The sequence below is a fragment of the Geotalea uraniireducens Rf4 genome (assembly GCF_000016745.1).
Classification (GTDB): Bacteria; Desulfobacterota; Desulfuromonadia; order Geobacterales; family Geobacteraceae; genus Geotalea; species Geotalea uraniireducens.
This window is the reverse complement of the sequence record NC_009483.1, coordinates 1,460,451-1,486,196: the sequence shown is the minus strand read 5'-3', so window position 1 is coordinate 1,486,196 and position 25,746 is coordinate 1,460,451. Positions and strand designations below refer to the sequence as shown.

Below are 25,746 nucleotides of genomic sequence, written 5' to 3'. Positions count from 1 at the left end.
ACCTCCCTTGACCGCCTCATGGGAACCAGCGGCTTACCTTGATTTATTCAACTGTAGTCACCTCTTTCTTTTTTCGCGGAGCCCGCGTCCGTTTCGGCTTTTCCGGTTTTTCCCCGGCAGAGGCCGGCTCCTGTGCTATCGGAGTTTCTTCGACGACCTTCTTGGTGCGCGCTTTTTTCTTCGGTTTGGCCGGGGCTTCCTCGGCCGCCGGAGCCGCTTCCGCCTCGATCGGTCGCTCTTCCTTCGGCGCCGGTTCTTCGACTTTTTTCTTACGCGGAGCCCGTGGTTTTTTCGGCTTCTGCTCCGCTTCCGCGGGCTGTTCCGCTTTTGCCTCAACCGGCTTCATGCCCTTATCTTCAACCGGTGGGGTAGCCGGCTGTTCTGCAACAGGCTCACCGGCAACACCTTCGGCCACAGCCGGCTTACCGCCGCGCCGCCGCTTGCGCCGACGTTTTTTCTTCGCCTCTTCCCCGTGGGGTTCCTCTTCGGCGGCTGCTACAGGCTCTTCCACGGAAGCGACGGCTGCTTCTACGACAACAGCTTCCTCTTCCGCAGGGGTTCCAGCTACCGCGCCTTCAGCTGCGGGCGCTTTTGCCCCGCGCCGCCGTCTGCGCCGTCGTTTCTTTTTATGCTCTTCGCCCTGCCCTTCGCCTGTCGGCGCTGCTTCTGCCTCTGTTTCTGCCTCTGCCGCCGGTCCAACCGCTTCAGCCGACTCTTCCTCAGGCGCTTCAACCTGCGGCAGTTCAGCTGCCGCCTCCGCGCCCACTAAGGCTTCACCTTCCACGTGCGGTTTTTTCTTCCCTCTCCGCCGTTTTTTCTTGCCCTTTATTTCTTCGCCCGGCACGGCTCCAGCCACGGCAGCAGCAGGTTCATGCGCCTCGGCCTCTTCAGCAGGTGCTCCTTTTACCGGCAAATGCTCCTCAACGAGCGGTTTCTCCCGTTTAGTCAGTTCCACCTCCATCTGGTTGAGGAGAAAGGACGGTTTTCCTTTTACCGTCACATCGATATCATAATCGGTCTCGATCTGTGCCAGCTCCCGTTTCTTCCGGTTCAGCAGGTAGTAGGCCACTTCCAGCGGCAGCCCGCCCCGTACCTCGGCAACCGTTCCCTTTGCGGCCGCAGCGTGGACCTTGCGCAAAAAGGAAAGCGCCATAGCCTCCACCGACTTCACCTTGCCCCGCCCTTCGCAATGGGGACATTCAAGGGTGCTCGCCTGGTTGATGGTCTGTTTGATCCGCTGTCGCGACATCTCCAGGAGGCCGAACTGCGAGATCCTGCCGACGGTCACCCGCGCCTTGTCCCCTTTCAGGGCGGTTTTCAGCGTCTTCTCCACCTCGGCGTTGTGTTTGCGCTCACGCATGTCGATAAAGTCGATGACGATCAACCCGCCAAGGTCGCGTAGCCTGAGCTGCCTCGCAGCCTCCGCGGCAGCCTCCAGGTTCGTCTTGTAGGCGGTGTCCTCCACCCCCCTCTCGCCGGTGGATTTGCCTGAGTTGACGTCGATGGAAACGAGCGCCTCGGTCGGTTCGATGAAGATGGAGCCGCCGGACTTGAGCGGTACCTTCTTTTCATAGATCAGGTCGATCTGCTCTTCCAGCTGGTAGCGGGAGAAGATCGGCCGCTTCTCCTGGTGCATCTTCACCAGCTTTTCACACTTGGGCATGGTCTCCTTGAAAAAGGCCCGCGCCTGCTTGTAAACTTCCTTGCTGTCCACCAGCACTTCGTCGATATCGGCGTTAAAATAATCCCGAATGGTGCGGATCACCAGGTCGGACTCCTGGTAAATCAGGCCGGCCCCCTTAATTTCCGCCCCCTTCTCCCGGATGCTGCTGTAAAGCTTCACCAGGTACTGGAGGTCCTTCGTCAATTCGGTCTTGGTCCTGCCGACCGCCTCGGTCCTCATGATGTAGCCGATCCCCTCAGGTATCTCCAGTCCGGCCACCAGCTCCTTCAGCTTTTTCCGTTCGCTCTCGCTCTCCACCTTGCGGGAAATGCCGGCGGAATCGCTCCCCGGCATGAGCACCATGTAGCGCCCGGGCAGGGAAATATACGTAGTAAGCGCCGCCCCCTTGTTGTCGCGCTCCCCTTTTTCCACCTGAACGATCAGCTCCTGGCCGCGGCGAAGGATTTCCTGGATACGGGGCCGGCGGTGCCGCTGGTCCTCGGGGACATCATCCCGCCATTGCCAGTTTTCAGGGTGAATCTCCCCCATCTGGAGGAATCCGAGCTTTTTCAGGCCGATGTCTACAAAGGCGGCCTGCAATCCCGGTTCAACCCGGACCACTACCCCCTTGTAAACATTGCCGCGGGTCTGCTCATTCCCGGCAATCTCGATATCGAGCTCGACCAGATGGCCGTCCTCGACAATTGCCACCCGCGCCTCTTCCGGGTGCATCGCATTAATCAGCATCTTTTTTGACATTCTTCAATCCTTTTGTGGGGACGGATACGTGATATATCCATCGACCCCGGGTATTTTTTGACCGGCAGCAGGGCGCACCCCGCGCGGCGAAATCCTTGTTCCATCGGCCCTATATGCTAAAGCTCCACGAAAGAAGCAGGGGGCATCACGATAAAACCTTGTAAGTATAGCAGAGTTTCAGGCAGTTCATAAGAAAAATTTGAAATTACCGCTTTTGCTCCCATAAATCCTCACTGCGCCGTATGCCTGTAAATTCACCCTGGCACCGATTTTAGACAGGGTTTTTATTGACATGCACGGGGACAAACAGTTAACTTCGTTTAGCTTCTTTTTAGAAATTCTGCCCCAAAATCCATTAAAGAGGCCGGAAAATGACTGACAAGAAACCAAACGATCATCTTCACGGCATCACCCTGGAAATGATTCTTACCCAGTTGGTAGAACATTATGGCTGGGATACAATGGGAAGAATCATCGATATCAGGTGTTTCCATAATTTCCCGAGTATCAAGTCCAGCCTGCAATTTCTGCGAAAGACCCCTTGGGCCAGAAGCAAGGTTGAGCGATTGTATCTGCGATATAAAAGGGAGACCGCACGGATCAAATGAAATTCACCCTCTTGCCCCATGAAAGAGAATTCGGAAAAAAGACCAATACGGGAAGGTTGGTAGTGGATGTCCTGGGTGGCGATGCCGAACAGATACTCTGGGAACGGACGAATCCTGTCGCCCGACTGGTGGAGGACATCGAAAGCGGTTCCATTGCCCTGCTCTATCCAGGTACGGAGGATGAGACCCTTTCGGATATCGACGACATCGATCGGTACATCATTATCGATGGGACATGGCAGGAAGCAAGAAAGATCTACAATAGAAGCCCTTACCTGCAGCGGGCAAAGAGGTTCAGCCTTCGGATAAAAGGCAAGTCCGAGTATTCGCTGCGGAAAAACCAGAAGGAATACGGGCTGTGCACGGCAGAGTGTGTTATGGAGATACTGCGGATCAAAGGACAAGCTCCGGTTGCCGATACGTTGAAGGAACATTTTAAGGAATTTGTCAAAAATAGAGGCGCCTGGAAGTTAACGGCATAAATATCGAGGATAGTGACCTGTGCCGGGTCTACCGGCAGCAACAAAAAAGAGGAATAGATCATGGCTAAAGAGTTGTATGTAGGAAGTATCTCCCCCAAGGCCACGGAGGAAGATATCAGGAAGCTGTTTTCAGTGGTCGGCACGGTTACCTCGATCCACCTGATAACCGATCCCGAGACCGGCCAGTTTAAAGAGTGCGGCTATGTGAGAATGTCATCGGCGGAGGAAACTAAGGATGCGATCGAAACCCTGGATGGCGCACTGCTGGTGAACCGGGTCATCACCGTCAGCGAAGCCCGGCCGCAACAGCAGAAGACACGGAAATTCGGCGCCGGCCGTGGCAAATTCGGCGGGGCCGGCGGGAAATCCGGCGGTTTTGGTGGCAAAGCCGGTGGCGCCGGGGGAAAATTCGGCGGGGCCCGTGGCAAGTCCGGGCAGGAGAGCCGTCCCGGCAAGAAACGGTAAGTAATTTCGCTTGCACCGGAGCCTCAACAAAGGTAAAATATGCGCATGCACAACACGCATAAGGAGTGTGCCGTGGAAGCAAAACTTTTCAACCCCAATGCGCCGAAAAAACCGACCAACCTTACCATAAACAGTGACCTGCTGCAAAAGGCCAGGGAACACCACATCAACCTGTCGCAAACGCTGGAACTGCGCCTTGCCGAGCTGATTCGGGAAGAAAAGCGTCGGCAATGGCTGGAGGAGAATCGCGAAGCCATTGAAGTCTATAACCGGCGCATTGAAGCGGACGGCGTTTTCAGCGATGGACTGAGGCGTTTCTGATGGCCCAGTTTGACGTTTATGACAATCCGAACCCGGAGACAAAAGAGTCGGTCCCCTACCTGCTTGACGTACAGTCAGAGCTGTTGAACCACCTCGCCACGCGGGTGGTGGTACCGTTATTGGCAGCTTCCGCCATGGGCAAACCAGCCATCCACCTCAACCCACGGTTCACGATCAGGCGCTCGGCAGTGGTCATGTCTACGGCTGAACTGGCGGGCGTTTCACTCCATGCCTTGGGAGATAAGGTTACATCCCTCAAGGAACGACGTGAGGAAATCATTGCCGCTCTCGATTTTCTGTTCACCGGCTTCTGAAATTTCAAAGCAGGGAGAAACCGACCATGTCCCCATCATTCCGCCCACGCGCTCCCCGGCCGGGGCCTGTCAAGACGCAGGAAGAGCTTGACGAGATGGTCCGCCGGATGAAGGGAGAGCAGAAGGCGCCCGACAACTACCGGGAGCGCTCTTTGAAGCTCCACGGCTGGATCTGCGCCAAATGCGGCCGGGAGTTCGATCTCGCCAACCTGCACCTCCTTACCGTCCACCACAAGGACGGCAACCATAATTACAACCCTCCGGACGGAAGCAACTGGGAAAATCTCTGCGTCTATTGTCACGACGACGAACACAGCCGGTCGATCCTGGCCGACTATCTGCGTGGGGACAACCGGAAGAAATGACCCCGTCACTTTATTACTATTGATACTGGAGGTGCCCCATGGCACGAAAACCCGCCGGAGCCGAACAAGTACCTGAATAACGCCATGCAGCGCCGGGAAGGAATGAATGAGGGGGCTGCCCTCGACACAGGACAATCTTGAAAAAGTGCCTTCATAAACCGCCACAACACCACCTCACCGACCGCCTCAAAAACCGCCTCAGCATAAGCCTCCCACATGACATTCACCATCCTCACCACACAGCTGGTCCTGGCACCGGAGGGTGGAGTTTGAGAGTGAAATTGACAATACAGCCTCGATGGGTAATACTGATTACTACCAAGTAATACCCGGAGGTGATTTCATGCAGTCAAACACGAAACCCATGGCAATCAAGCTGCCTCAACAAGACAGGGAACGGCTGCAAAAGCTCGGTGAAGCCAAAAAGCGCTCTGCCCATTGGCTGGCAAAAGAGGCGATCTCGCAATACCTGGATCGGGAAGAGGCTGCGGAACGATTCAAACAGGAATCTCTGGATCGATGGGAAGAGTATTGCCATACCGGAAAATCCGTTCCCCACGACGTCGTCATGCGGTGGCTTGAATCCTGGGGAACAGAAAATGAACTTGAGGCGCCGAAATGCGGATAGAGTGGCTTGAAGCGGCCATCTATGACCTGCAACGACTCAGAGAGTTTATTCGTCCCCACAACAAGGAAGCCGCCCAACTGGCATTCAGAGCTATCAGGGCTGCGGTAGTTCCACTCGAAACGAATCCCCGCATCGGAAAGCCGGCTGAAGACCTCCCGGACTGTCATGACCTCGTTATCCCTTTTGGCGCCGCCGGCTATGTCCTTCGTTATCGTATCCAGGGTGACACCATCTTTATTATTGCGGTAAAGCATGGCAAGGAAGCCGGTTTCTCAGGTCATACGCCTTCCGGATGGATGGTGAATGATCCTGTTGAGGAGACGTACGGTATGTTGGCTGATAGTGGTCCGTCTCTGGCTGGGGAACATTTGGAAGAACGACGCAAGGCTTGAATCCCAAACCAACAATTTGACAAACCTCTCCCTCTCCACCTACAATACCCGCGGCAACAGATTCAAAACCTCGAAGGAACAACAATGCTCCATCTGAAACATCTCTCCAAGGACTTTGCGGGTAAACCGCTCTTTTCCGATATTTCCTGGCACCTGAAAAAGGGTGAGCGGGTCGGCCTGGTCGGCGAGAACGGCGCAGGCAAATCGACGCTGATGCGGATCATTGCCGGCCAGGTGGAACACTCCTCCGGTGAAATCCAGCTTGCCAGGGGGGGGACGGTCGGCTACCTGCCCCAGGACGGCATCATTACCAAGGGAATGCCGCTTTTTGCCGAGGTGATGACCGCCCTGGCGGAGTTACAGGCCATTGAAAAGGAACTGGCCGAACTGACCGCGAAACTGGCTGTCATACCCCATGACGACCCGAGCCACGACGACCTGCTGGACCGCTTCGGCCACCTTCAGGAAGAGTTCCGCCTCAAGGGTGGGTACTCCATGGAGGCTGAGGTGGGGAACGTCCTCACCGGTCTCGGTTTTCTTCCGGCGGAATGGCAAAAGGAGTGCGGCGAATTCTCCGGCGGCTGGCAGATGCGCATTGCCCTGGCCAAGCTCCTGTTGCAGAAGCCGAACGTGCTCCTCCTGGACGAACCGACCAACCACCTGGATATCGAGGCGCGCAACTGGCTGGAGGGGTATCTCCAGTCCTACCCCTATTCCATCATCCTCGTTTCCCACGACCGCTTTTTCCTCGACCAGGTCTGCTCCAGGATAGTGGAGGTCTGGAACCACACCCTGACCGACTACCACTGCAACTACAGCCGTTACCTGGTGCTCCGCGAGGAGCGGGTAACGGCCCTGCGCGAGGCGAAGCGCCGCCAGGACGACGAGGTGCAGAAGATCGAGGACTTCATCTCCCGTTTCCGCTACAAGGCGGACAAGGCGGCGCTGGTCCAGTCCCGCATCAAGCAGCTGGAAAAGATCGAACGGATCGTCCTGCCGCCGGAACGGAAAAAGATCCGCTTCAGCTTCCCCGATCCCCCCAAGAGCGGCCGGATGGTGGTGGAGCTGAAGGGGGTAAAGAAAGCTTACGGCGCCAACGTGGTGCTCGACGGCATCGACCTCGCCATCGAAAAGGGGGAGAGGGTCGCCCTGGTCGGCCACAACGGCGCGGGTAAATCGACCCTGATGCGCATCCTGGCCGGAGGGGATTTCCAGGCAGGCGAGCTTATTCCCGGCCATAACGTGATCCGCGACTACTTCGCCCAGGACCAGGCACAGGAGCTGAACGGCGAGCAGACCGTCTACGATGAAATACTCTCCGACGCCCCCTTCGACATGGTGCCGCAGTTGCGCGACATCCTCGGCGCCTTCCTCTTTTCCGGCGACGACATCCAGAAAAAAGTGTCGGTCCTCTCCGGCGGAGAGCGGAACCGCCTCGCCCTGGCAAAGATGCTGCTCCGCCCTTCCAACCTGCTCCTCATGGACGAGCCGACCAACCACCTGGACCTGTTCAGCAAGGAAGTGCTGCTCGCCGCCCTGCGCGCCTTTTCCGGCACGGTGGTCTTCGTCTCCCACGACCGCCACTTCATCGACGGCCTCGCCACCCGGGTGGTCGAGGTAGGAGACGGCAAGGTCACAAGCTTCATGGGCGATTACGAGTATTACCTGCAGAAAAAGGGAGGAGAAACCGCATCGCCCCCTCCCCGCTCTCTTCCATCCGATCCCCGATCCCAGGTCCCCGATCCCGGTTCCCTGCCGACCGCTCCAAAGGAAGAGCGTCAACGGCAGCGCGAAGAGGAAAAACAGAGGCAAAAGGAAGAAAAAGGGCGGCAGAAACGGCTCGCCGAACTGGAGGCGGAGATCGAGATCAAGGAAGGACTCTTGGCCGGGCTGGAACAGCGGATGGCCGAGCCAGAATTCTTCGCTGACCATGAGGCGACGCGGCGGACGGGAGAAGAGCACACAGCCTTAACTGCCCGCATCGCCGTACTTTATGGGGAATGGGAGGGGATGCAATCTTGACATCCCTCCGATAACTGGTTACTCTTACACTATTTAGCACTCAATTCCGTGAATACTAAGGATCCCCCGATGGCCGAAAGCCTGTCGATAAACATGCCGGAAATGATCCCCCTCTTCCCTCTGCGTGATGTGGTCGCCTTCCCCTTCATGGTATTTCCGCTTTTTATAACCAATGAAGAAATCTCGGTTTTTGAAGAGGCGATCCTTTTCAACAACATGGTGGCATTGATCAAACAAAAGGAAGAACCTACCGACCAACTTGCCGCTTCCCTCAACGAAATCGGCACCATCTGCAAGGTGAACCAGCTTACCAAAATTTCCGAGGGGGGGGCCAAGGTGGTTCTGGAAGGGCTGGCAAGGATCAAACTCCTGGAAATTGTCCAGGAAACACCCATAACCCTGGTGCGGGTGGAGCAAGTACGGGAATTCGCAGAAAAATCTGTGGTTTCCGATGCCCTGGTCAGTAGCCTGAACGCGCTCTTGAAAATCGCCCTCTCTTACGGACGTCCCCTTCCCGACGATGTAATGAAAATGATAGACTACATCGACAACCCGGGCCGACTTTCGGACCTGGTGGCGCTCTATGTCAATCTCCCCGTCGATGAACTGCAGAAACTGCTGGAAACCATCGATCCGATCGAACGGCTGAAAAAGGTCTACATGAGCCTGACCGCCGAGGTACAACGACTCCAGATAAAAGGCGAAGTCCAGGCCGAGGTGACGAAGAAGGTCGGCAAGACGCAGAAGGAATACCTGCTGCGGGAACAGATGAAGCAGATCCAGGAAGAGCTCGGCGAAGAAGACGACCGCCAGGCCGAGATCAAGGAACTGCGGAAAAAGTTGTCAAGCGCAGGCATGCCGGAAGAGGTCAGGAAAATCACGGAGAAGGAACTGAAACGGCTGGAGCGAATCAACCCCGCGTCCCCGGAGTACACCGTGTCGCGCACCTACCTGGACTACCTGCTCGGCATGCCGTGGCAAACGGCAACGACCGACAACCGGGACATCACCCAGGCCGAAATCGTCCTCAACGAAGACCACTTCGACCTGAAGAAGGTCAAGGAGCGGATTCTCGAATACCTGGCTGTCCGCACCCTGAAAGAAAAGATGAAAGGGCCGATCCTCTGCTTCGTCGGCCCGCCGGGTGTGGGGAAGACCAGTCTCGGCCGCTCCATAGCCCGGGCGCTGGGACGCAAGTTCATCCGCGTCTCGCTGGGTGGAATGCGGGACGAGGCGGAGATCCGCGGACACCGGCGGACCTACATCGGGGCGCTTCCCGGCCGTATCATCCAGGAAATTTACCGCGCGGGCAACAACAACCCGGTGTTCATGCTCGATGAAGTAGACAAGATCGGCGTAGATTTTCGCGGCGACCCGGCCAGCGCCCTCCTGGAAGTCCTCGATCCTGAGCAGAACTTCTCCTTCACCGACAACTACCTGGATGTCCCCTTCGACCTTACCAATGTCATGTTCATCACCACAGCCAACGTGCTCGACCCGGTTCCGCCTGCGCTGAAGGACCGGATGGAGGTCATCACCCTCTCCGGCTACACCGATGAGGAAAAAGAAAAGATCGCCGTCACCTACCTCATCCCCCGGGAAATCGAGGAAAACGGACTGACGAAGTACCCGCTTCAATTCACGGAAGCGGCCATCTACAAGATAATCCGCGACTATACCCGGGAAGCGGGGGTGCGAAACCTTCAGCGCAATATCGCCTCCATCTGCCGCAAGGTGGCCAAGGAAATAACCCAGAAAAAGCCGCCGCGCGAGATCATAACCCCGGAACTGGCCGAAGAATTCCTCGGACCGCGCAAATTTTACGACGAAGTGGCCGCGGAAAAAGACCGGGTCGGCGTAGTCACCGGCCTTGCCTGGACCGAGACCGGCGGCGACATCATCTTTGTCGAAGCGACCCGGATGAAGGGTAAGGGAGACCTGATCCTGACCGGCTCTCTGGGAGACGTCATGAAAGAGTCGGCGCGGGCCGCCCTCTCCTTTGTCGAGGCGAACAGTGCAGACCTGAACATCGACCCCAAGGAATTCACCGACATGAACATCCATATCCATGTCCCGGCCGGGAGCATCCCCAAAGACGGGCCGTCTGCCGGCATCACCATGACGACCGCCATCGTCTCGCTCCTGTCAGGCCGCCAGGCCCACCGCCATGTGGCCATGACCGGCGAGATCAGCCTCACAGGCCGGGTACTGGCCATCGGCGGTCTGAAGGAAAAGATACTGGCCGCACGCCGAGCCGGGGTAAAAAAGGTGATCATGCCGGAAAGAAACCGCAAGGACCTGGAAGATATACCTGACAATGTACGCGAGGAGCTGGAATTCATCTTCGTCGAGGACGTGCGCGAAGCGTTCATTGAAGCGCTGCAATAAACAAACATGCCGATCAACCTCATTGAAAACACCCTGAAATCGTTCCTGCTCGAAGTCCAGGAATTCTTTACCCTGTCGCTCCGGGCCGTCCGCAGCATCGTCTCTCCACCTTACTACTACCGGGACTTCACCACCCAACTGGACAAGATCGGGGTCGGTTCCCTCTTCATCGTCATCCTTACCGGCCTCTTTACCGGCATGGTCATGGCCCTCCAGGCCCTTATCCAGTTGAAGCCTTTCGCCGCCACCAGTTACGTCGGGGGGATGGTGGCGGTGACCATGATAAAGGAGCTTGGGCCGGTCCTCTCCGCCCTGATGGTTACAGGCCGGGTCGGCTCGGCCATTACCGCCGAGATCGGCACCATGGTCGTCACCGAGCAGATCGACGCCATGCGGGTCGAAGGGACCGACATCGTCAAACGCCTGGTGACTTCCCGGCTCAAGGCGATACTCGTCGCCATGCCGCTCCTGACGATCATCACCGACGCGATTTCGCTCCTGGGCGGCTACATCATGTCGGCGAGCTACGATATGAACCCCATCATGTACTGGAAATCCATCCCACAGTTCATGGTGTTCCAGGACCTGATCGAGGGGGTGGCGAAACCGGCGTTTTTCGGCTTCGTCATTGCCATGATCGGCTGCCATGTGGGATTCAACACCAGAGGCGGAGCAGAAGGAGTGGGAGCATCGGCGAAAAGGGCGGTAGTAATTTCTTCCGTGATCATCCTGGTTTCCGATTTTTTTCTGACGAAGATATTCATCGCGTTCAGGGGGTGAAAAGCGGTCGGCGGTCGATGGTCAGTGGTCGGTGGTCGGTGGTCGGTGGTCGGTGGTCGGTGGTCGGTGGTCGGTGGTCGGTGGTCGGTGGTCGGTGGTCGGTGGTCGGTGGTCGGTGGTCGGTGGTCGGTGGTCGGTGGTCGGTGGTCGGTGGTCGGCGGTCAGCGGTCAGCGGTCAGCGGTCGGTGGTTGAGGTGGGAATTTGTAGGGGCGCATGGCATGCGCCCGGGGTGAACGGTGAATAGCACGGAACAGGGCATACGGATGGAAAAGGTCTGCTACTCGGTCGGGGGACGGCAGATCATCGATGGTTTCGACCTGTACCTGGAGCAGGGGATCGATCGCACCATCCTCGGCGTAAGCGGCGTCGGCAAAACCACCATCCTCAAGCTTCTCCTGGGCCTTCTTCCCGCCGATTCGGGAAGAATAACCATCGATGGCCGGGACATTGCCGGCCTCCCGGAAAGGGAACTGATCCGGTTGCGGAAAAAGATTGCCATCGTTTTCCAGGGGGGGGCGCTGTTCGACTCCATGACCGTCGGTGAAAACGTCGGCTACCGGCTTTTTGAAGAGGGAAAGCTCTCGGAGGCGGAGATCGAGCGGATTGTCCTGGAAAAGCTCGGTTTCGTCGGCCTGGAGCAGGCCATTGACCTTTACCCCGCCGAACTGTCGGGGGGAATGAAAAAAAGGGTCGCCATTGCCAGGGCGTTGGCCGCCGACCCGGATTACATCTTCTTCGACGAGCCGACCACAGGGCTCGACCCGATCGGCGTCTACAACATCTGCACCCTGATGCTCCGCCTGCAGCAAGAAGGAAAAACCACCCTCATGGTGACCCACGACATGCAGACCGCCTTTGCGGTCTCAAAGCGTTTTTCCTTTATCCATAATGCACGGCTCATTTTCGAAGGAACCAAAGAAGAGCTGACCGCCGCCAGAATCCCGGAAACCAGGGAATTCTTCGCGCCGACGGAAAAATCTCTTTTTACCAACAACTACGAAACGGAAAGCGAAGGATCATGAAACGAAGCGACAACATTGCCTGGTCGCAGCTCAAGGCGGGGATCTTCATCGTTTTCTCCCTGCTGTTTTTTGCCGGCGGCGTCCTGCTCATGGGGGAAAAGACCAAGTTCTTCATCCCCAAAGGGAAACTTTCAGTGATAATGACCGACGTGGCAGGACTCAAGGTCGGGGCGCCGGTCTGGCTGGCCGGGGTAGACGTCGGCATCGTCACCGAAGTCCATTTCGAAAAGCCGAACAGGACCAACGAGGTCGAGGTCATTCTGGAAATCGAGCGGGAGTCGCTGAAGAAAATCGGTAAGGATTCCCTCATAACCGTCAAGACCCGCGGGCTGATGGGTGAAAAATATGTGGACATCACCCCCAGCCTGCATGTGTCCACTGCCCCGGAAACGAGGCTCTACGGCACGTCGATAACCAAGCTCGACGACGTCATGCAGAAAGCGGGCTCGGCCTTCGACCGCCTTAACCTGGCCATGGACAAGATGAACCGGGGCGAAGGGACGATGGGGCGGCTTGCCAAAGACCCGAAACTCTACGACAACCTGGTGAAACTGACCGCCGAGCTCGACACCTTCGCCAAAAACACCAACAGTGGCGAGGGGACCCTCGGCAAGCTCAGCAGGAGCCGTGAGCCGTACGACAAGCTGATGAGCATTCTCAACCGCACCGATCAGACCCTGAACGACGTCCAGACCTCCGACGGAACCCTGGGCAAGCTCCTCCACGACCGACAGCTTTACGACAAGCTGGTCGCCCTGGCAGACAAGAGCAACCAGGCTGCCGACGATGTGCGCGAACTCAACAAGAAACTGACCTCCAAAGACAGCACCATCGGTAAGCTGCTCGGCGACCGGGAATTCTACGACAAGGGAATGGCCCTCATCGAACGGGCCGACAATTCGGTCAAGGCCTTTGAAGAGGTTGCCGCCAGGGTGAATCATGGCGACGGAACCGCCGGCAGGCTGATGAACGAGCGGGTCCTGTACGACAAGATGAACAAGATGGTGGATGACGTGGACTTCCTCATCAAGGACCTCAAGGAGAACCCCAGGCGTTATCTGAAGTTCTCGGTGTTTTAACCGGCAAAGCCGTAAACCGGGCTTTTATAAAGTTGCAGATTCTGCATCGGGTACACTATTTGAATTAACAAAGGCCGCTCGTGCCGGCTCGATGCCGGTGCAGGCGGCCTTTTTAACATACTTTTCAATCCCTTTTCGTTTAAGGAGCCCCATGCCCACCAGTCCCATATTCGTCAGCTACCTGCTTGCAGCGCTTGCCGTTCCGCTGGTGCTGCACTTTCATCTGCTGCCGGCAGTCTTTGCCGGCCTTGCCGTTCATGTCCTGACGGTCAAACTCGCCCGGCGGCTGCCCGCAAACTGGGGAGGCCTGACCCACAAGATCGCCCTGGCCGCCATAGCCGCCATCGTCATCATGGGACTGATCGGCGCCAGCCTCGGTCTCTGGTCGTTCCTGCAAGGCAACGGCGGCATGGCCGCCCTGCTTGTAACCGTTGCCGATACGCTGGAAAAACTGAGGCACGCCCTCCCCGCCTCCATGGCGGACGCCCTGCCGGCCACGGTGGAGGAGCTGCATGAACCGCTTGCCGAGATGTTGCGCGAGCACGGGAAGAAGATCTCTGCCATGGGGATGGCCGGGATCAAGACATTCGCCCATGTGCTCCTCGGTATGGTTGTCGGCGGCATGACCGCCCTGCATCACTTCAGCGGAATCGACAGCTGGCCGTCATTCTCTGCCGCCCTGCACGCCCGTGCTCAAGGGCTTGCGGATGCTTTCGATAAGGTGGTCTTCGCCCAGGTGAAGATTTCCGCGCTCAACACCATCCTCACGGCGCTCTATCTCCTGGTGATCCTCCCCTTGTGCGACATTCACATGCCGCTTTTGACGGTCCTCATCCCCCTCACCTTCGTTGCCGGGCTCCTCCCGGTGGTCGGCAACCTCATCTCCAATGCCGCCATCGTCCTGATCAGCCTCGGCATGTCGCCGGGGGTGGCACTGGCTTCGCTGGTTTTTCTCATCGCGATTCACAAGCTGGAGTATTTCACCAACGCCAAGATTGTCGGCGGACAAGTGCACGCCAGCGCCTGGGAACTGCTCTGCGCCATGCTGGCAATGGAAGCGGTCTTCGGCATAGGGGGCCTGGTAGCGGCGCCAGTAGCATACGCCTGGCTCAAGGCCGAGATCAAGGCGAAGAATCTGATATAGTAAAAAGGTGAATGAACCGATCAATTCAAAGGAGGCAACAATGGATACACTCGAAGCGATCAAAACCAGACGCAGCATCCGCAAATTCTCCGACAGGCCGGTGGAACCGGAAAAACTCCAGGCAGTGCTGGAAGCGGCGCAGATCGCCCCTTCCTGGGCGAACATGCAGTGCTGGCGGTTCGTGGTGGTGCAGGACCCGGCGACAAAAACGCAGATCAGCGAACTGTCGTACGTGGAGGCGTTCTTCGTGCCGAGGGGATACAAGACCAATCCTGCGCAGAAGGCCCTGGCCGATGCGCCGGTGGTCATCGTCGCCTGCGCCGATCCTACCCAGTCCGGGGATTTGCGTGGCGAACATTACTACATGACCGATGTGGGGATCGCCGCTGAAAACCTGATGCTTGCCGCCCACGACCTGGGGCTGGGAAGCGTTTTCGTCGGCGTTTTCGACGAGGAAAAGCTGGGGGACCTTCTGGACATTCCGCCGGAGATCCGCATCATCGGCCTCTTCCCGCTCGGCTACCCGCAGGAGGAAGTGAAGGCGGGGCCGCCAAGAAAGCCGCTGGACCAGATCGTTTTCTACGAGAAGTGGAAGGCGTAGCGGCTGTATTTACCGCAGAAGGGAAATGCGAGGTAACGGCCATGGCCGATAGGGAGTGCACATGCGGCAATAGTAAACCGGCTGAAGTCTGCCGGGTATGCCGGGACAGGGAAAACCTTCAGTACTGGTGCGAATCATGTGAGCAGGCAGTTGTGGAGAAGCGCTGCCCCTTGTGCGGGCTCAAGGCGCGGAAGCTATGACCTGTTTATCTTCTGAAATATGAATCAGGCAAGAAAGGGTTAGCCAGGAATTCCGGGAAAGAAGAAAAAACGAACGACAACGGCAGCACTGCGATATCTTGATGGTTCCCCAACCAACCAATAGGCTTCTAGCCTGTGTTTCAAGCGGGTTTATCGCTTGAACATGTGTTCAGTTCAAACTTGTCAGGCTGATGAAACTTCGCCTGAAGACAGGCAGGATGCCTATCCTCCGACGTCAAAACATATACGCTGAATAGTTACCTTTTAATTTAATGCAATATAAACGGAGGCTCCACATGATTCCCATCCGTTGTGCTGGCAATTCCCTGCAAAACGCCGTTCTCGTTCTATGCCTGACGCTTTCCATCTTCTTCACCGTAAATGCCCATGCGGCAGACGAGAAAGTTGTCGGCAAGGAAGTCGCTGACGGAACCGACACCTCGGCAAACAGCGACACGCCTTTACCAGACCTCTTCACAGGGACCATGAGCTATCGCATTCCTATTGAAGTCCCGCCCGGCCGTAGAGGTGTAGATCCCGGCATAGTCCTCACCTATCGGAGCACGAACGGCAACGGTTGGCTGGGTGTCGGCTGGGAACTGGAAATGGGTTCAATAGAGCGGAGCACCAAAGGAGGCGTGAACTATGACGCCAGCGACTTTCTATTGCGCGGACCGGGCGGGGTAACGGAATTGGTCAATCTCCCCGGCACCTCCGAATACCGCGCCAAGATAGAAGGGAACTTCATTCGGTTTATAAATTATGGAACCTATTGGGAAGCGATTGATAAAAAGGGGGTACGCTTCCGTTTCGGTCACGAACCCAACACCACAGTCTACGACCCCAACAAGCCGGCCCACGTCTTCAAATGGTGTCTTGACCTGATAACCGATACGAATGGCAATTACGTCACTCTCAACTACACCCCGGACCGGAACCAGTTATACTTGAACGAGATAGACTACACCGGCAACGACCCTGTCACTCATAAACTCCCCCCTACCAATTCTGTAAAGTTCATCCTCGAAGACCGCAACGACGCCCCGACAATGTACACAACCAACTTTGCCGTCACCACGGCGAAGCGGCTCAAGACCATCGAGGTTTGGTCCAACTATAACACAGTTAACACACAACCCTTGCGGGTAAGAAAATATGAACTGAACTATGATGCCGACTCGACGACGACCGGCAACCAGTACAGTCCACTGACCAACAGGTCGGTTCTCGGCACGGTGACAGAGTACGGCAGTGACGGTACGACCACAAAGCCGCCTATCACCCTTGGATACTCCAACGGTTACACCGTTGCCGGCGGAACATCCAGCGGCGGATGGAGTCTTTCTGACCCTATCGGGGTATCTATGCCGCTCCCTGTCGGCATGTACTGCATCCCCGGCAAATTCGGCAGCAGATTCGATATCCTTTGCTCTACCGGTAGCACCGGGTGGGACCTCAAGTATTTATTCAACAATCTTGACGTGAATGGGATATCTTTGCAATGGTTACCTGACGGCAACAAGCCTACGGATCTTTCCCAGGATTCTTTGGGACATCAATGCGTTACCGGCGATTTCAATGGCGAAGGGAAAAACGCCCTTGCCTGCAATTTTGCCAATAACGGGGACTGGACCATGGTTTTCCCGGGAGGAGCCGGAGAAATCTGGACTAAAGAAACCTGGCATAACGCTCCAACTGTTCTGCCCATAACTCAATGTTTTGGCGGTGATTTCGACGGCAACGGCAAGTCGGACTTTGCCTGTTATGCCAGCAATACCTGGAAAATGGCGTTGTCCACCGGCAGCGCATGGGGCAGCAGCCCAGTCCAATGGTCCGACGGGCCAACTACCTTCACTTATCCAACCAACAACTGCCTGACCGGTGACTTCGACGGCGACGGCAAAACCGACTTTGCCTGCAACTCCGGGAACACCAGCACCTGGAATATGTACCTCTCCAACGGCAACGGTTGGACGCCTGCCACTTGGTATAGCAACGGGATGGCTCCGGACTTCGTCAAATCAAACTACATCCTGAGCGGAATCTGTATGACTGGAGATTACAACGGTGACGGCAAGACCGATATTGCCTGTGCCTCCGGCAGCGGTTTGTGGAATGTTCAACTGTCAACCGGCAGCAGCTGGGACACGGCCTCTTTCTCGATGGGCGGCGCCATCGTCTCCTTTCCAATCAACACAAAATGCTTGTCCGGCGATTTCAATGGCGACGGCAAAACCGATATTTCCTGCTACACCTCCGGCGGTATCTGGAGCACGGCTTTATCTCTCGGAAACGGCTGGAACACCCTTTCTTGGGACGGCGGCCCTTCTCCTGAAACGTCAGTCAGCCAGCAATGCTTTGCCGGAGACTATAATGCCGATGGCAAGACCGACATCGTGTGCTATCCACATGACACCTCTTATCCAGGTGGAGCTTTTCATTGGGAATCGGGCTATGCCAACGCGCCGTTGACTGACCTTCTTACGCACGTCTCCAACGGCCTTGGCGGCGAAATCAGCGTCTCCTATTCACCCTCCTCATGGTATGCCCAGCTTCCATTCACCATGCAACTTATCTCAAGCGTATCCGTCAGTGACGGTAACAACAACACCTCCACCTCGAACTATTCCTATTCCGGCGGCTACTACAATTTCAGTGCAAAGGACTTTCGCGGCTTCAACTCTGCGAAGGTAATCGGTCCCGGAAAGAACAATGAACTGACCGTAACAGAAACATGGTTTCACCAAGGGGATGATACCGCTGTAGACGTGAACAACCCATCGGCGACCGTTGGGTTCATGAAAGGGAAACCTTACAGGACACGGATATCTGACGGTCAGGGTAAAGTATATTCCGAAACTGAGACATCATACTCGACTTACACGTCAACCCCTTACAACTACAGTCCAGCCACCAAGGTAGACACCTACATCTGTGATGGGCAAGCATACGGGCAGTGCAGGGATAGTGGTAGCGCTCGACAGACACGAACCGTCTACTACTACGATGATTACCTTACCTCACCTCATGCAAATTACGGCAATGTGACCCGCGAAGATCGTTATGGTGACATCATGAATCCTGCTAATGTCTCCCTGAACATGACCATCGAGAGGCAGTTTTCACCAAATGTTACCAACTGGATAGTATCTTTACCAGCCACTGTTAGCGTTTTCCAAGGCATAGGCGATACAAATATCGGTACCAACCTGAAGGTCAGCCAGACGGATTATTATTACGATGACTTCCCTCTTGCCAATTGCTCTGCCGCCTCCCAATACAATCATACTCCAACTAATGGGAACCTAACCGTCGTATCCCGCTGGCTCAATGGTGGCAACAACTCTGAAACCCGGACGGCTTATGACGGCTACGGCAATCCGGTATGCACCCGCGACCCTAACGGCAACGTAACCACAACAGGTTTTGACACCATCTATCAAACTTTCCCTGTCTCAAGCACCAATGCCAAGACCCAGACGACGACCTCCGCCTATTATGGCGTCGGCATAGCCGCCGACAATGGACGCTTTGGCCAACTGAAGAGTATTTCCGACCCCAACAACGCGACCATAACGGCGGTGTACGATGTATTCGGCAGAAAGACAAAGGATATTCAGCCGGACCTGTTCTCGACGAGTACTGCTTATAACTCCTTCGGTACGGTCGGCAGTCAAAACGTTTATACCTATAATCAGTTGGGCATGTGGTCCGCCTCCTATTTCGACGGCTTGGGACGGACATTCAAGGTACGGAAAAGCGGGCCTGACAACAAGGTTATCGTCACCGAAACGGTATATGACCAAAGAGGAAAGGTGAACAGTGTTTCAGCCCCTTATTTTGAGGGCGTTGAAACGCCGGTTTACCGGACTTACACCTATGACCCGATGGGAAGAGTGACGAGAACAACCAACCCGGACAACACGTTCACACTGGCCTGCTACAACGACCTCGTGAGCGTCTTCATAGACGAAAACGGCCACCGCAGGCGTGAAACGCGGGATGCACTGGGACGTCTTGTTACAGTGGAAGAGTACACGGGGACCTCCACGACATGCGACACAACTCAGAATCCAAGCCAGTTCACACTTTACGCTACTACCACCTATACTTACGACGTTCTTGGAAATCTTACGGATGTAATCGATGCCAACCAGATGGGCGTGCCCGTCGCCAATCAGAAAAAAACGCACATTGAGTACGACACCTTGGGGCGGAAAAAGAACATGACCGACCCGGACATGGGGTATTGGGAATACAGCTATCCCCCTGTGTCAGAATAGTTGTCGCCTCAGATGGGTTGTTTAGCCACGGTCTTTCGAGCTGAATTGCAACGAGCGTAGCGAGCTTGCGATTCAGCTCGAAAGACCGGGACCGGCAAAAGCCGGCGACCCGTATTTTTTCAACATCTGGGGGCAGCAAGGATCTATAATGACATACACACAAGGATTCAAATCCAGCCTGGTTCGCAAGATGGCCTGCCCTAATGGCGTCTCGGCCTCAGCTCTATCCCGAGAAGTGGGAATTCCCCAACAATCACTCTCTCGCTGGCTTCGAGACGCAAATGTCGTGAATGAATCTGGTAACTCCCCAATTTCTGAAGCACCATGGAGAACAATGTCCCCAAAGCGCCCACAAGACAAGTCTGCCGAAGAAAAGCTCAAAATCGTCATCGAAGCCGAGACGGTTGCCGAAGATCAACTTGGCGCCTTCCTGCGTCGCAATGGAATTCATGAAGCACAGTTACGCGAGTGGCGCGCCATGATGCTTTCGGGGCTGCAAAAACCGTCTCGGCCTTCCTCAAAAACATCAGAGGAAACTCGCAAAATTCATGCACTGGAAAAAGAATTACTGCGCAAAGATAAAGCATTGGCCGAGGCCGCCGCGATTTTGATCCTCAAAAAAAAAGTCCAATCGATCTGGGGGGGCGAGGACGAGCCCACGGACAAGAGGAACGGCAGATGATCGGGCAACTTATTGAAGAGGCAACCCATTCCGGAGCGAGACTTGAATCGGCCGTTGTCGCCATCGGGCTGAGCATTCGCACGTTCCAGCGTTGGAATCTCCAGGATGACGGAGCAGATCGGCGACATGGGCCAGTCGCAGAACCGGCGAACAAGCTGGCTCCGTCGGAGCGGCAGAACATCATCGATATTGCAAACTCCCCGGCGTTTCGGGATATTTCGCCGAAACAGATCGTGCCGCAATTGGCCGATCAGGGAATATACGTGGCGTCGGAATCGAGTTTCTACCGGGTGCTCAAAGACGATGGGCTGATGACTCACCGGGAACCCTCCCGGCCCGCCACCAGCCGCAAGCCAAAAGAACATGTGGCTACCGGTCCTTGCCAGGTCTGGTCATGGGACATCACCTACTTGAAGAGCCCGATTCTTGGGCAGTTCTTTTATCTCTACATGATCATGGATGTCTGGAGCCGCAAGATCGTAGCGTCCACGGTGTTTTTAAAAGAATCCAATGACTATAGCGCCAGGCTGTTTCTGAAAGCCTGTATCAGGCTCGGCATCAATCCGGAAGGCCTGATTCTTCACTCCGACAACGGCGGCCCGATGAAAGGGGCGACCATGCTGGCTACTCTCCAGCGCCTGGGCGTAATTCCTTCCTTCAGCAGGCCACAGGTCAGTGACGACAACCCTTTCTCAGAAGCGCTGTTCCGAACCATGAAATATAGACCTGGTTATCCGAGTCGGCCTTTTTCAAGTCTGGCAGCGGCCCAGACTTGGGTTGATGGTTTCGTCGCTTGGTATAACACGGAGCATCTGCACAGCGGCATTCGCTTCGTCACCCCGGACGATCGCCACTTCGGCCGGGAGAAAGCCATCCTGTTAAACCGCCGGGAGATATACGAGAAGGCCCGGCAACAAAACCCAAACCGCTGGTCAAAAAACATCCGAAACTGGGAGCCAGTGGAAACAGTTTATCTTAACCCTGAACCAACGGCGGAAGTCGAACTTCTTGACGCCGCATAAAAATTCAACAGAGGCGACAACTACCTTGACACCCGCCGCTATTATCCCGATGGCAGCCTGCTTTGGGTCAAAGATGCCAATCACAAGGTAAATGGCCAGCTCATCACCTTCGACATCGATGCTTTGAACCGGCCAACGCACAAACATTACCCGGCAGATTCGGGTGAAACAGACGTAGTCTTTACTTACGACGAAACGACCTCAATCAATCCGTTTGGCAGGCTTACCTCCATGACAGACGGTTCCGGGAAGACCACCTACAATTATGACCTCTCCGGCAGGGTGACAAGAACCGTCAAAACGGTAGACAACGTCGACTATACCATTGTGAAATCCTATGACGGCATGGGAAGGTTGAACAACATCACTTACCCGGATGGCGAATCCGTTGATTACCATTACGACGCGGCTGGCAACCTGTTCGACATCAGCGGCTATGCGGAATACGACGAGTACAACGCCCTCGGCCAGCCAGGCAAACTCTACTATGGCAACGGCATCGTCACCAGTTACTGGTACTATCCGCAAAATTACCGCCTTTTTGCCATGAAGGCCGATCAGCTGCAGAATAGTCTGCTTTACCGCACCTACAACTATGACAGCAAGGGGAATATGATTGACCTGAATGACCTTGTCAATCCCTCCATCCCGCATAACCTTACTTATGGCTCGGTCGGCTATACCCTTGATCCGACCCGTGCCCATGCCGTTCAGACCGCCTCGACCGCACCCGGTAGGGTCTACCAGTACGACGACAACGGCAATATGACATCCGACGGCCAGAGGACGGTAACGTATACCCCGGACAACTTGCCGAAAACTGCTACCATGAACGGTGTCACAACGACGTTCATTTATGACGGCAACGGAAAAAGGGTGAAAAAGTTAAACTCGAATACAAGGATGTACATCGGTAAATTGTACGAATGCATCAATGGTAACTGCGGCAATTACATCTTTGCCGGAAATACCAGAATTGCGAGGAACTTCCAGGGTTCGACCATATATTACCACCCTGACCACCTTGGAAGTACGGCGATTACGACCGATGACTACGGCAACAAGGTGGAGGACATCTACTACTACCCTTACGGCGAAACAAGGCTGGACAGCAAGCCAATAGGTGGCATGACTCATAAGTACACCGCCCAGGAGCTGGATTATGAAACAGGACTCTATAACTACGGTGCAAGACTTTATGACCCCGATATTGGGCGGTTTATTTCTCCCGATAGTATCGTGCCTAGTCCGGGGAACCCGCAGAGTCTGAACAGGTATGCTTATGCGCTGAATAATCCGGTCAAATACAGAGACCCTAGCGGCCATTCGCCCAGGTCTTGCGCATTGGGGTTCTGTAGCACTGTTGTTAATACAGCGGCAGTTTATGCAGCTCCGACCGGCGTTGGTGGTGCCATTGTTAAAGGTACTGGAATTGGCTTGTCTTTATTATCAATGGGGAATGCGTATTATGAGCACAAAACTGGAACTATGTCGGACTTTGATTACAAAGCAACTATGGGGCTGGAATCACTCAATCTTCTTAGTGTTGGAAGCGCTGCAGCTGCGGCAAAGATAGGAAGAAACATTGAAACAGTTGTTGAAACTGCAGAAGTTGCGGACAGGTCAATCGCTACAATGACTCGCGCCGCTGGAGTTCCTTTATTTACAAAAGATGTTTTTGAGACTTATGGTGAACATTCTTCATCGACTGCTAAAGGTAATGCATTCGACCAATCCCTTTTGGGTTCTGGTCAAATTGATGGTAGTTTGTCTTATCTGTTATCTCAATCGCCTATGCCCGATTTACCTTCAATTCCTACTTATACTTTACCGACTTATGATTTCAACAGTTGGTATCAAAACTACACACCTGGCAATAATTCGACTTCTGGTAATACTGGCTCTACATCCGATAATTCTGGTTCAACGACTGGTAATTCAGGTTCTTCGGGCGGTGGGTCTGATGATGATGGTGGAGATGATGGTGATGCTGGAGGTGATTGGTGGTGACAGTTATTATACTCTCAGAAAGTGTGACTATTGAAAATTAAGGTGACAATATGAGCAATTTATACGGTGACTGGCTGTTTTACGGCGGTTTAGCAGGAGTATTCGGTATAGGAATTACTATATATTTTTATGGAAGGAAAGTTGGCGCTGATAATCTTAATTGGAAGCATTATTCCATAATTATTGGGATATTTATGTTTCCTACCGTAATATTACCTATTTTGCTTATGCCTGGTGTTACGGTGTCAGAGAAAATAGGTGTCACCATTGCGCTTACCGTTTTTGGCGCTGTCAGATACTATGCAACAACTAAAGGGCAAGAAGCCGTGGCGGAATTGCGCGAACGTAAGAAAAAACAGAAAGAGAAAAAGGATTGAAGATAGTTGAAGAGGTGACCTTTTATGCATTTAATCACGGAGGGTTATAATATGCCGTTCAAGATATTGGTATTCGCAGCGTTGGCTTTTTTCACCATTTTGCCGGTCTCCAAATCCATTGCAGCCCAATCTTCACGCCATGGCTACGATGAATTTGACCGTTTGAAGTGGACGCAATACGAGGACGGGACCGTCATAAGTTATGACTACGATAAGGTCGGCAATCGGACGGTGAAGAGTACCTACATCGGCCAACTTCTCAACAACCTTACCATCAATGCGATGGCTTCAGGATACGGCTCGATTGTTCCATCAGGCACAATAACTGTTGCTTCAGGTAACAACCAGACTTTTTTTATAGAACAGGGTACTTCACCAACGGCATCAACCTGCCCAAGCGGCTACACGTTTGTTACTGCCAATAACCGCTGTGAGAAGACTCCGCCGGGATGCCCTTCTGGGTATACTCTCAATGGCTCACAATGCACACAATTAGTGACATCGACATATCAGGCATCATGTTCTGCTGGGCAGGGTTCCTTGAATACGGGAAGCGGCCAATGTGAGTACTCGGCGACCGGTACACTAACTGGAGGAACAACTTACGACCAGCCTATATACATAGGTACATTTGGAACACTAATAGGCGGCCCTGGTTTAATTTGCACTACCGCTAATGGCTGCTATGGAATAGCTGGGTATGCCTCAGGAACCAGTACTGCAACAGCTACCCTTCCTGTATATCTAGAAGTATACAATTCTTTCTCACATACATGTAACAACATTAATGCCTCTACGGGCGTTGCGATATATAGAATAAATTTTGGATATTGTGCAGCTTCAAAATTATACGGATATATTTCAAGCAGCAATGCAAACGGAACAACATCACCGATATCGGCTGTCAATGGTAATACCTGGGGTCTAGTTGCCAGTGCTCCCACCTCCGGGTATACCCTATATGGATATGTCGCACCGTCTCCAGGTATTTATGGTCAAACTACTATCTATTCCTGCCCCAATGGTGGCACCCTTATAGGCACCACCTGTCAAAATACCCCTATTTGCCCTAGCGGTGGGACGCTCTCAGGCATAAACTGTTACGTCTCAACCACCTATACAGCATCACCGACCTGCTCAAATGGCACCTATGAATCATCAACAAATACATGCTACTCCTATCTGCCAGGCACTCTCACAAGCCTTCTTGTTGATAACGCTGCAGTCAATCTTGCGACTTTGTCATCGATGCAGGGGCCTTCTGGGAAAAGATACTATTACACTCTTGCCAATGTTGCGAGCAACCATACTATAATAGCTAACTTTGGAGCCGCTTCTGCGCCGCCCTGCACCAATTACCCGGCGCGACTGGCCGGAGCTACGCCTGTCAACTATCTCTCGCTTCAAGCTGCCTACAATGCCGCAGCAAACGGCGACACAATTCAGGGAAATATGTACGATCATATGGAGAGCCTGAGCCTGGACCGCAATGTGTCCGTGACCCTGGATGGCGGTTACTCCTGTGACTATAGTTCAATAACCGGAAGTTTGACTATCAACGGGAATATGATTATTAGTGATGGAAATATAAACGTTGAAAGTTCCGTAGTTTTAGAGTGACTTCTGCTTGTTTATAGCAGTCAAGCATGGAGCAAAATAAAAACCGTTCAAGCTTGATTGATATTTGATTTTTATGACACTAAAGCAAACCGTTTATAGAAATAAGAGGTCTTGATATGAAGATGATGAATATGGCGGTTCTATTCATAGCTGCGATAACAGGCATGTCGGTCCCGGCAATGGCTGGAAATAGGTTTAATGTGAAAGCCCCTAATGGCCAAAGCATGTTTACTGTGTCGGACCAAGGCAAGGTGGGCGTTGGGGCAGCAATTCCCGGTTAACAAATGCCAATCCCGTGTAAAACAGTCAAATTTGCCTGGAGGACGACTTTCTAACCAAAAAGTAGTTAATCTGCAATCTAGTTTCGCCTTTTCATGCCCTCGTCATGCATGTGGAGCATGATGTCACCGCACCATAACGATATTCCGGCAGGCAGCGGGCGCACTTCTCCCTTTCGATCCAAGGGTGTCCTTGCGCCGGCGGTGGTCGGTAGTTCAGGATGTGATGCTTACCGCCGG

General features: G+C 54.4%; 23 protein-coding genes. 22 read left to right on the top strand and 1 reads right to left on the bottom strand.

What is annotated here, in order from left to right; all coding sequences use genetic code 11:
* Positions 1–43 precede the first annotated feature (43 nt).
* Positions 44–2,422 (bottom strand): Rne/Rng family ribonuclease, encoded by a 2,379-nt coding sequence (locus tag GURA_RS06410; RefSeq protein ID WP_011938178.1) that lies wholly within the window; start codon positions 2,420–2,422, stop codon positions 44–46.
* Between the two features lie 371 nt (positions 2,423–2,793).
* On the opposite strand from GURA_RS06410, the gene GURA_RS06405 reads away from it, so the two are divergent.
* From GURA_RS06405 to GURA_RS24160, 22 genes are all read left to right on the top strand, one after another.
* Positions 2,794–3,030: a VF530 family protein gene (locus GURA_RS06405; RefSeq protein ID WP_011938177.1), complete on the top strand. Its 237-nt coding sequence runs from the start codon at positions 2,794–2,796 to the stop codon at positions 3,028–3,030.
* On the top strand, positions 3,027–3,512 hold the full coding sequence (locus GURA_RS06400) for a tRNA-uridine aminocarboxypropyltransferase (RefSeq protein ID WP_011938176.1): 486 nt from the start codon (positions 3,027–3,029) through the stop codon (positions 3,510–3,512). The genes GURA_RS06405 and GURA_RS06400 overlap by 4 nt, the downstream gene beginning before the upstream one ends.
* Before the next feature lie 60 nt (positions 3,513–3,572).
* The gene (locus GURA_RS06395; protein ID WP_011938175.1) at positions 3,573–3,977 is read left to right on the top strand and encodes an RNA recognition motif domain-containing protein; all 405 of its coding nucleotides are present in this window, start codon (positions 3,573–3,575) and stop codon (positions 3,975–3,977) included.
* 72 nt (positions 3,978–4,049) lie between these two features.
* Positions 4,050–4,298: a type II toxin-antitoxin system CcdA family antitoxin gene (locus GURA_RS06390; protein ID WP_041245310.1), complete on the top strand. Its 249-nt coding sequence runs from the start codon at positions 4,050–4,052 to the stop codon at positions 4,296–4,298.
* The gene (locus GURA_RS06385; RefSeq protein WP_011938173.1) at positions 4,298–4,612 is read left to right on the top strand and encodes a CcdB family protein; all 315 of its coding nucleotides are present in this window, start codon (positions 4,298–4,300) and stop codon (positions 4,610–4,612) included. Before GURA_RS06390 ends, GURA_RS06385 begins: the two co-directional genes overlap by 1 nt.
* A 26-nt stretch (positions 4,613–4,638) precedes the next feature.
* A complete protein-coding gene (locus tag GURA_RS06380; RefSeq protein ID WP_011938172.1) occupies positions 4,639–4,977 on the top strand; it encodes a YajD family HNH nuclease in 339 nt (112 codons plus the stop codon).
* A gap of 343 nt (positions 4,978–5,320) precedes the next feature.
* Positions 5,321–5,605, top strand: coding sequence for a CopG family ribbon-helix-helix protein (locus GURA_RS06375; RefSeq protein ID WP_041245309.1), 285 nt, complete (start codon positions 5,321–5,323; stop codon positions 5,603–5,605).
* Positions 5,596–5,997, top strand: coding sequence for a type II toxin-antitoxin system RelE/ParE family toxin (locus GURA_RS06370; protein ID WP_011938170.1), 402 nt, complete (start codon positions 5,596–5,598; stop codon positions 5,995–5,997). Before GURA_RS06375 ends, GURA_RS06370 begins: the two co-directional genes overlap by 10 nt.
* A gap of 84 nt (positions 5,998–6,081) precedes the next feature.
* Complete coding sequence (locus tag GURA_RS06365; RefSeq protein WP_011938169.1) at positions 6,082–8,019, top strand: ABC-F family ATP-binding cassette domain-containing protein; 1,938 nt, start codon at positions 6,082–6,084, stop codon at positions 8,017–8,019.
* 69 nt (positions 8,020–8,088) lie between these two features.
* Entirely contained in the window at positions 8,089–10,407 is a 2,319-nt protein-coding gene (gene lon / locus GURA_RS06360; RefSeq protein ID WP_011938168.1) for an endopeptidase La, read from the top strand.
* Positions 10,408–10,413: 6 nt separating this feature from the next.
* Entirely contained in the window at positions 10,414–11,187 is a 774-nt protein-coding gene (locus GURA_RS06355; protein ID WP_011938167.1) for an MlaE family ABC transporter permease, read from the top strand.
* A gap of 17 nt (positions 11,188–11,204) precedes the next feature.
* Entirely contained in the window at positions 11,205–11,432 is a 228-nt protein-coding gene (locus tag GURA_RS23885; RefSeq protein WP_085949359.1) for a hypothetical protein, read from the top strand.
* Positions 11,425–12,210, top strand: coding sequence for an ABC transporter ATP-binding protein (locus tag GURA_RS06350; RefSeq protein WP_041245308.1), 786 nt, complete (start codon positions 11,425–11,427; stop codon positions 12,208–12,210). Before GURA_RS23885 ends, GURA_RS06350 begins: the two co-directional genes overlap by 8 nt.
* A complete protein-coding gene (locus GURA_RS06345) occupies positions 12,207–13,289 on the top strand; it encodes an MlaD family protein (protein ID WP_011938165.1) in 1,083 nt (360 codons plus the stop codon). The genes GURA_RS06350 and GURA_RS06345 overlap by 4 nt, the downstream gene beginning before the upstream one ends.
* Positions 13,290–13,440: 151 nt before the next feature.
* Positions 13,441–14,433: an AI-2E family transporter gene (locus tag GURA_RS06340; protein ID WP_011938164.1), complete on the top strand. Its 993-nt coding sequence runs from the start codon at positions 13,441–13,443 to the stop codon at positions 14,431–14,433.
* Positions 14,434–14,473: 40 nt separating this feature from the next.
* On the top strand, positions 14,474–15,034 hold the full coding sequence (locus tag GURA_RS06335; RefSeq protein WP_011938163.1) for a nitroreductase family protein: 561 nt from the start codon (positions 14,474–14,476) through the stop codon (positions 15,032–15,034).
* Positions 15,022–15,234: a hypothetical protein gene (locus GURA_RS24605; protein ID WP_198134531.1), complete on the top strand. Its 213-nt coding sequence runs from the start codon at positions 15,022–15,024 to the stop codon at positions 15,232–15,234. Before GURA_RS06335 ends, GURA_RS24605 begins: the two co-directional genes overlap by 13 nt.
* A gap of 296 nt (positions 15,235–15,530) precedes the next feature.
* Positions 15,531–19,517: a SpvB/TcaC N-terminal domain-containing protein gene (locus GURA_RS06330; RefSeq protein WP_011938162.1), complete on the top strand. Its 3,987-nt coding sequence runs from the start codon at positions 15,531–15,533 to the stop codon at positions 19,515–19,517.
* 148 nt (positions 19,518–19,665) lie between these two features.
* Positions 19,666–21,221, top strand: a protein-coding gene (locus GURA_RS06320; protein ID WP_085949352.1) for an IS3-like element ISGur5 family transposase whose coding sequence is annotated in 2 segments (ribosomal slippage) — positions 19,666–20,143 and positions 20,143–21,221 — 1,557 coding nt in all. Because the reading frame shifts where the segments join, the coding sequence is not laid out codon by codon here.
* Positions 21,222–21,452: 231 nt separating this feature from the next.
* Complete coding sequence (locus GURA_RS06315; RefSeq protein ID WP_041245307.1) at positions 21,453–23,231, top strand: RHS repeat-associated core domain-containing protein; 1,779 nt, start codon at positions 21,453–21,455, stop codon at positions 23,229–23,231.
* Positions 23,232–23,281: 50 nt separating this feature from the next.
* Positions 23,282–23,608, top strand: coding sequence for a hypothetical protein (locus GURA_RS06310; protein ID WP_011938160.1), 327 nt, complete (start codon positions 23,282–23,284; stop codon positions 23,606–23,608).
* A 51-nt stretch (positions 23,609–23,659) separates the two neighbouring features.
* Positions 23,660–25,228 (top strand): hypothetical protein, encoded by a 1,569-nt coding sequence (locus GURA_RS24160; protein ID WP_157046141.1) that lies wholly within the window; start codon positions 23,660–23,662, stop codon positions 25,226–25,228.
* Positions 25,229–25,746: the final 518 nt, after the last annotated feature.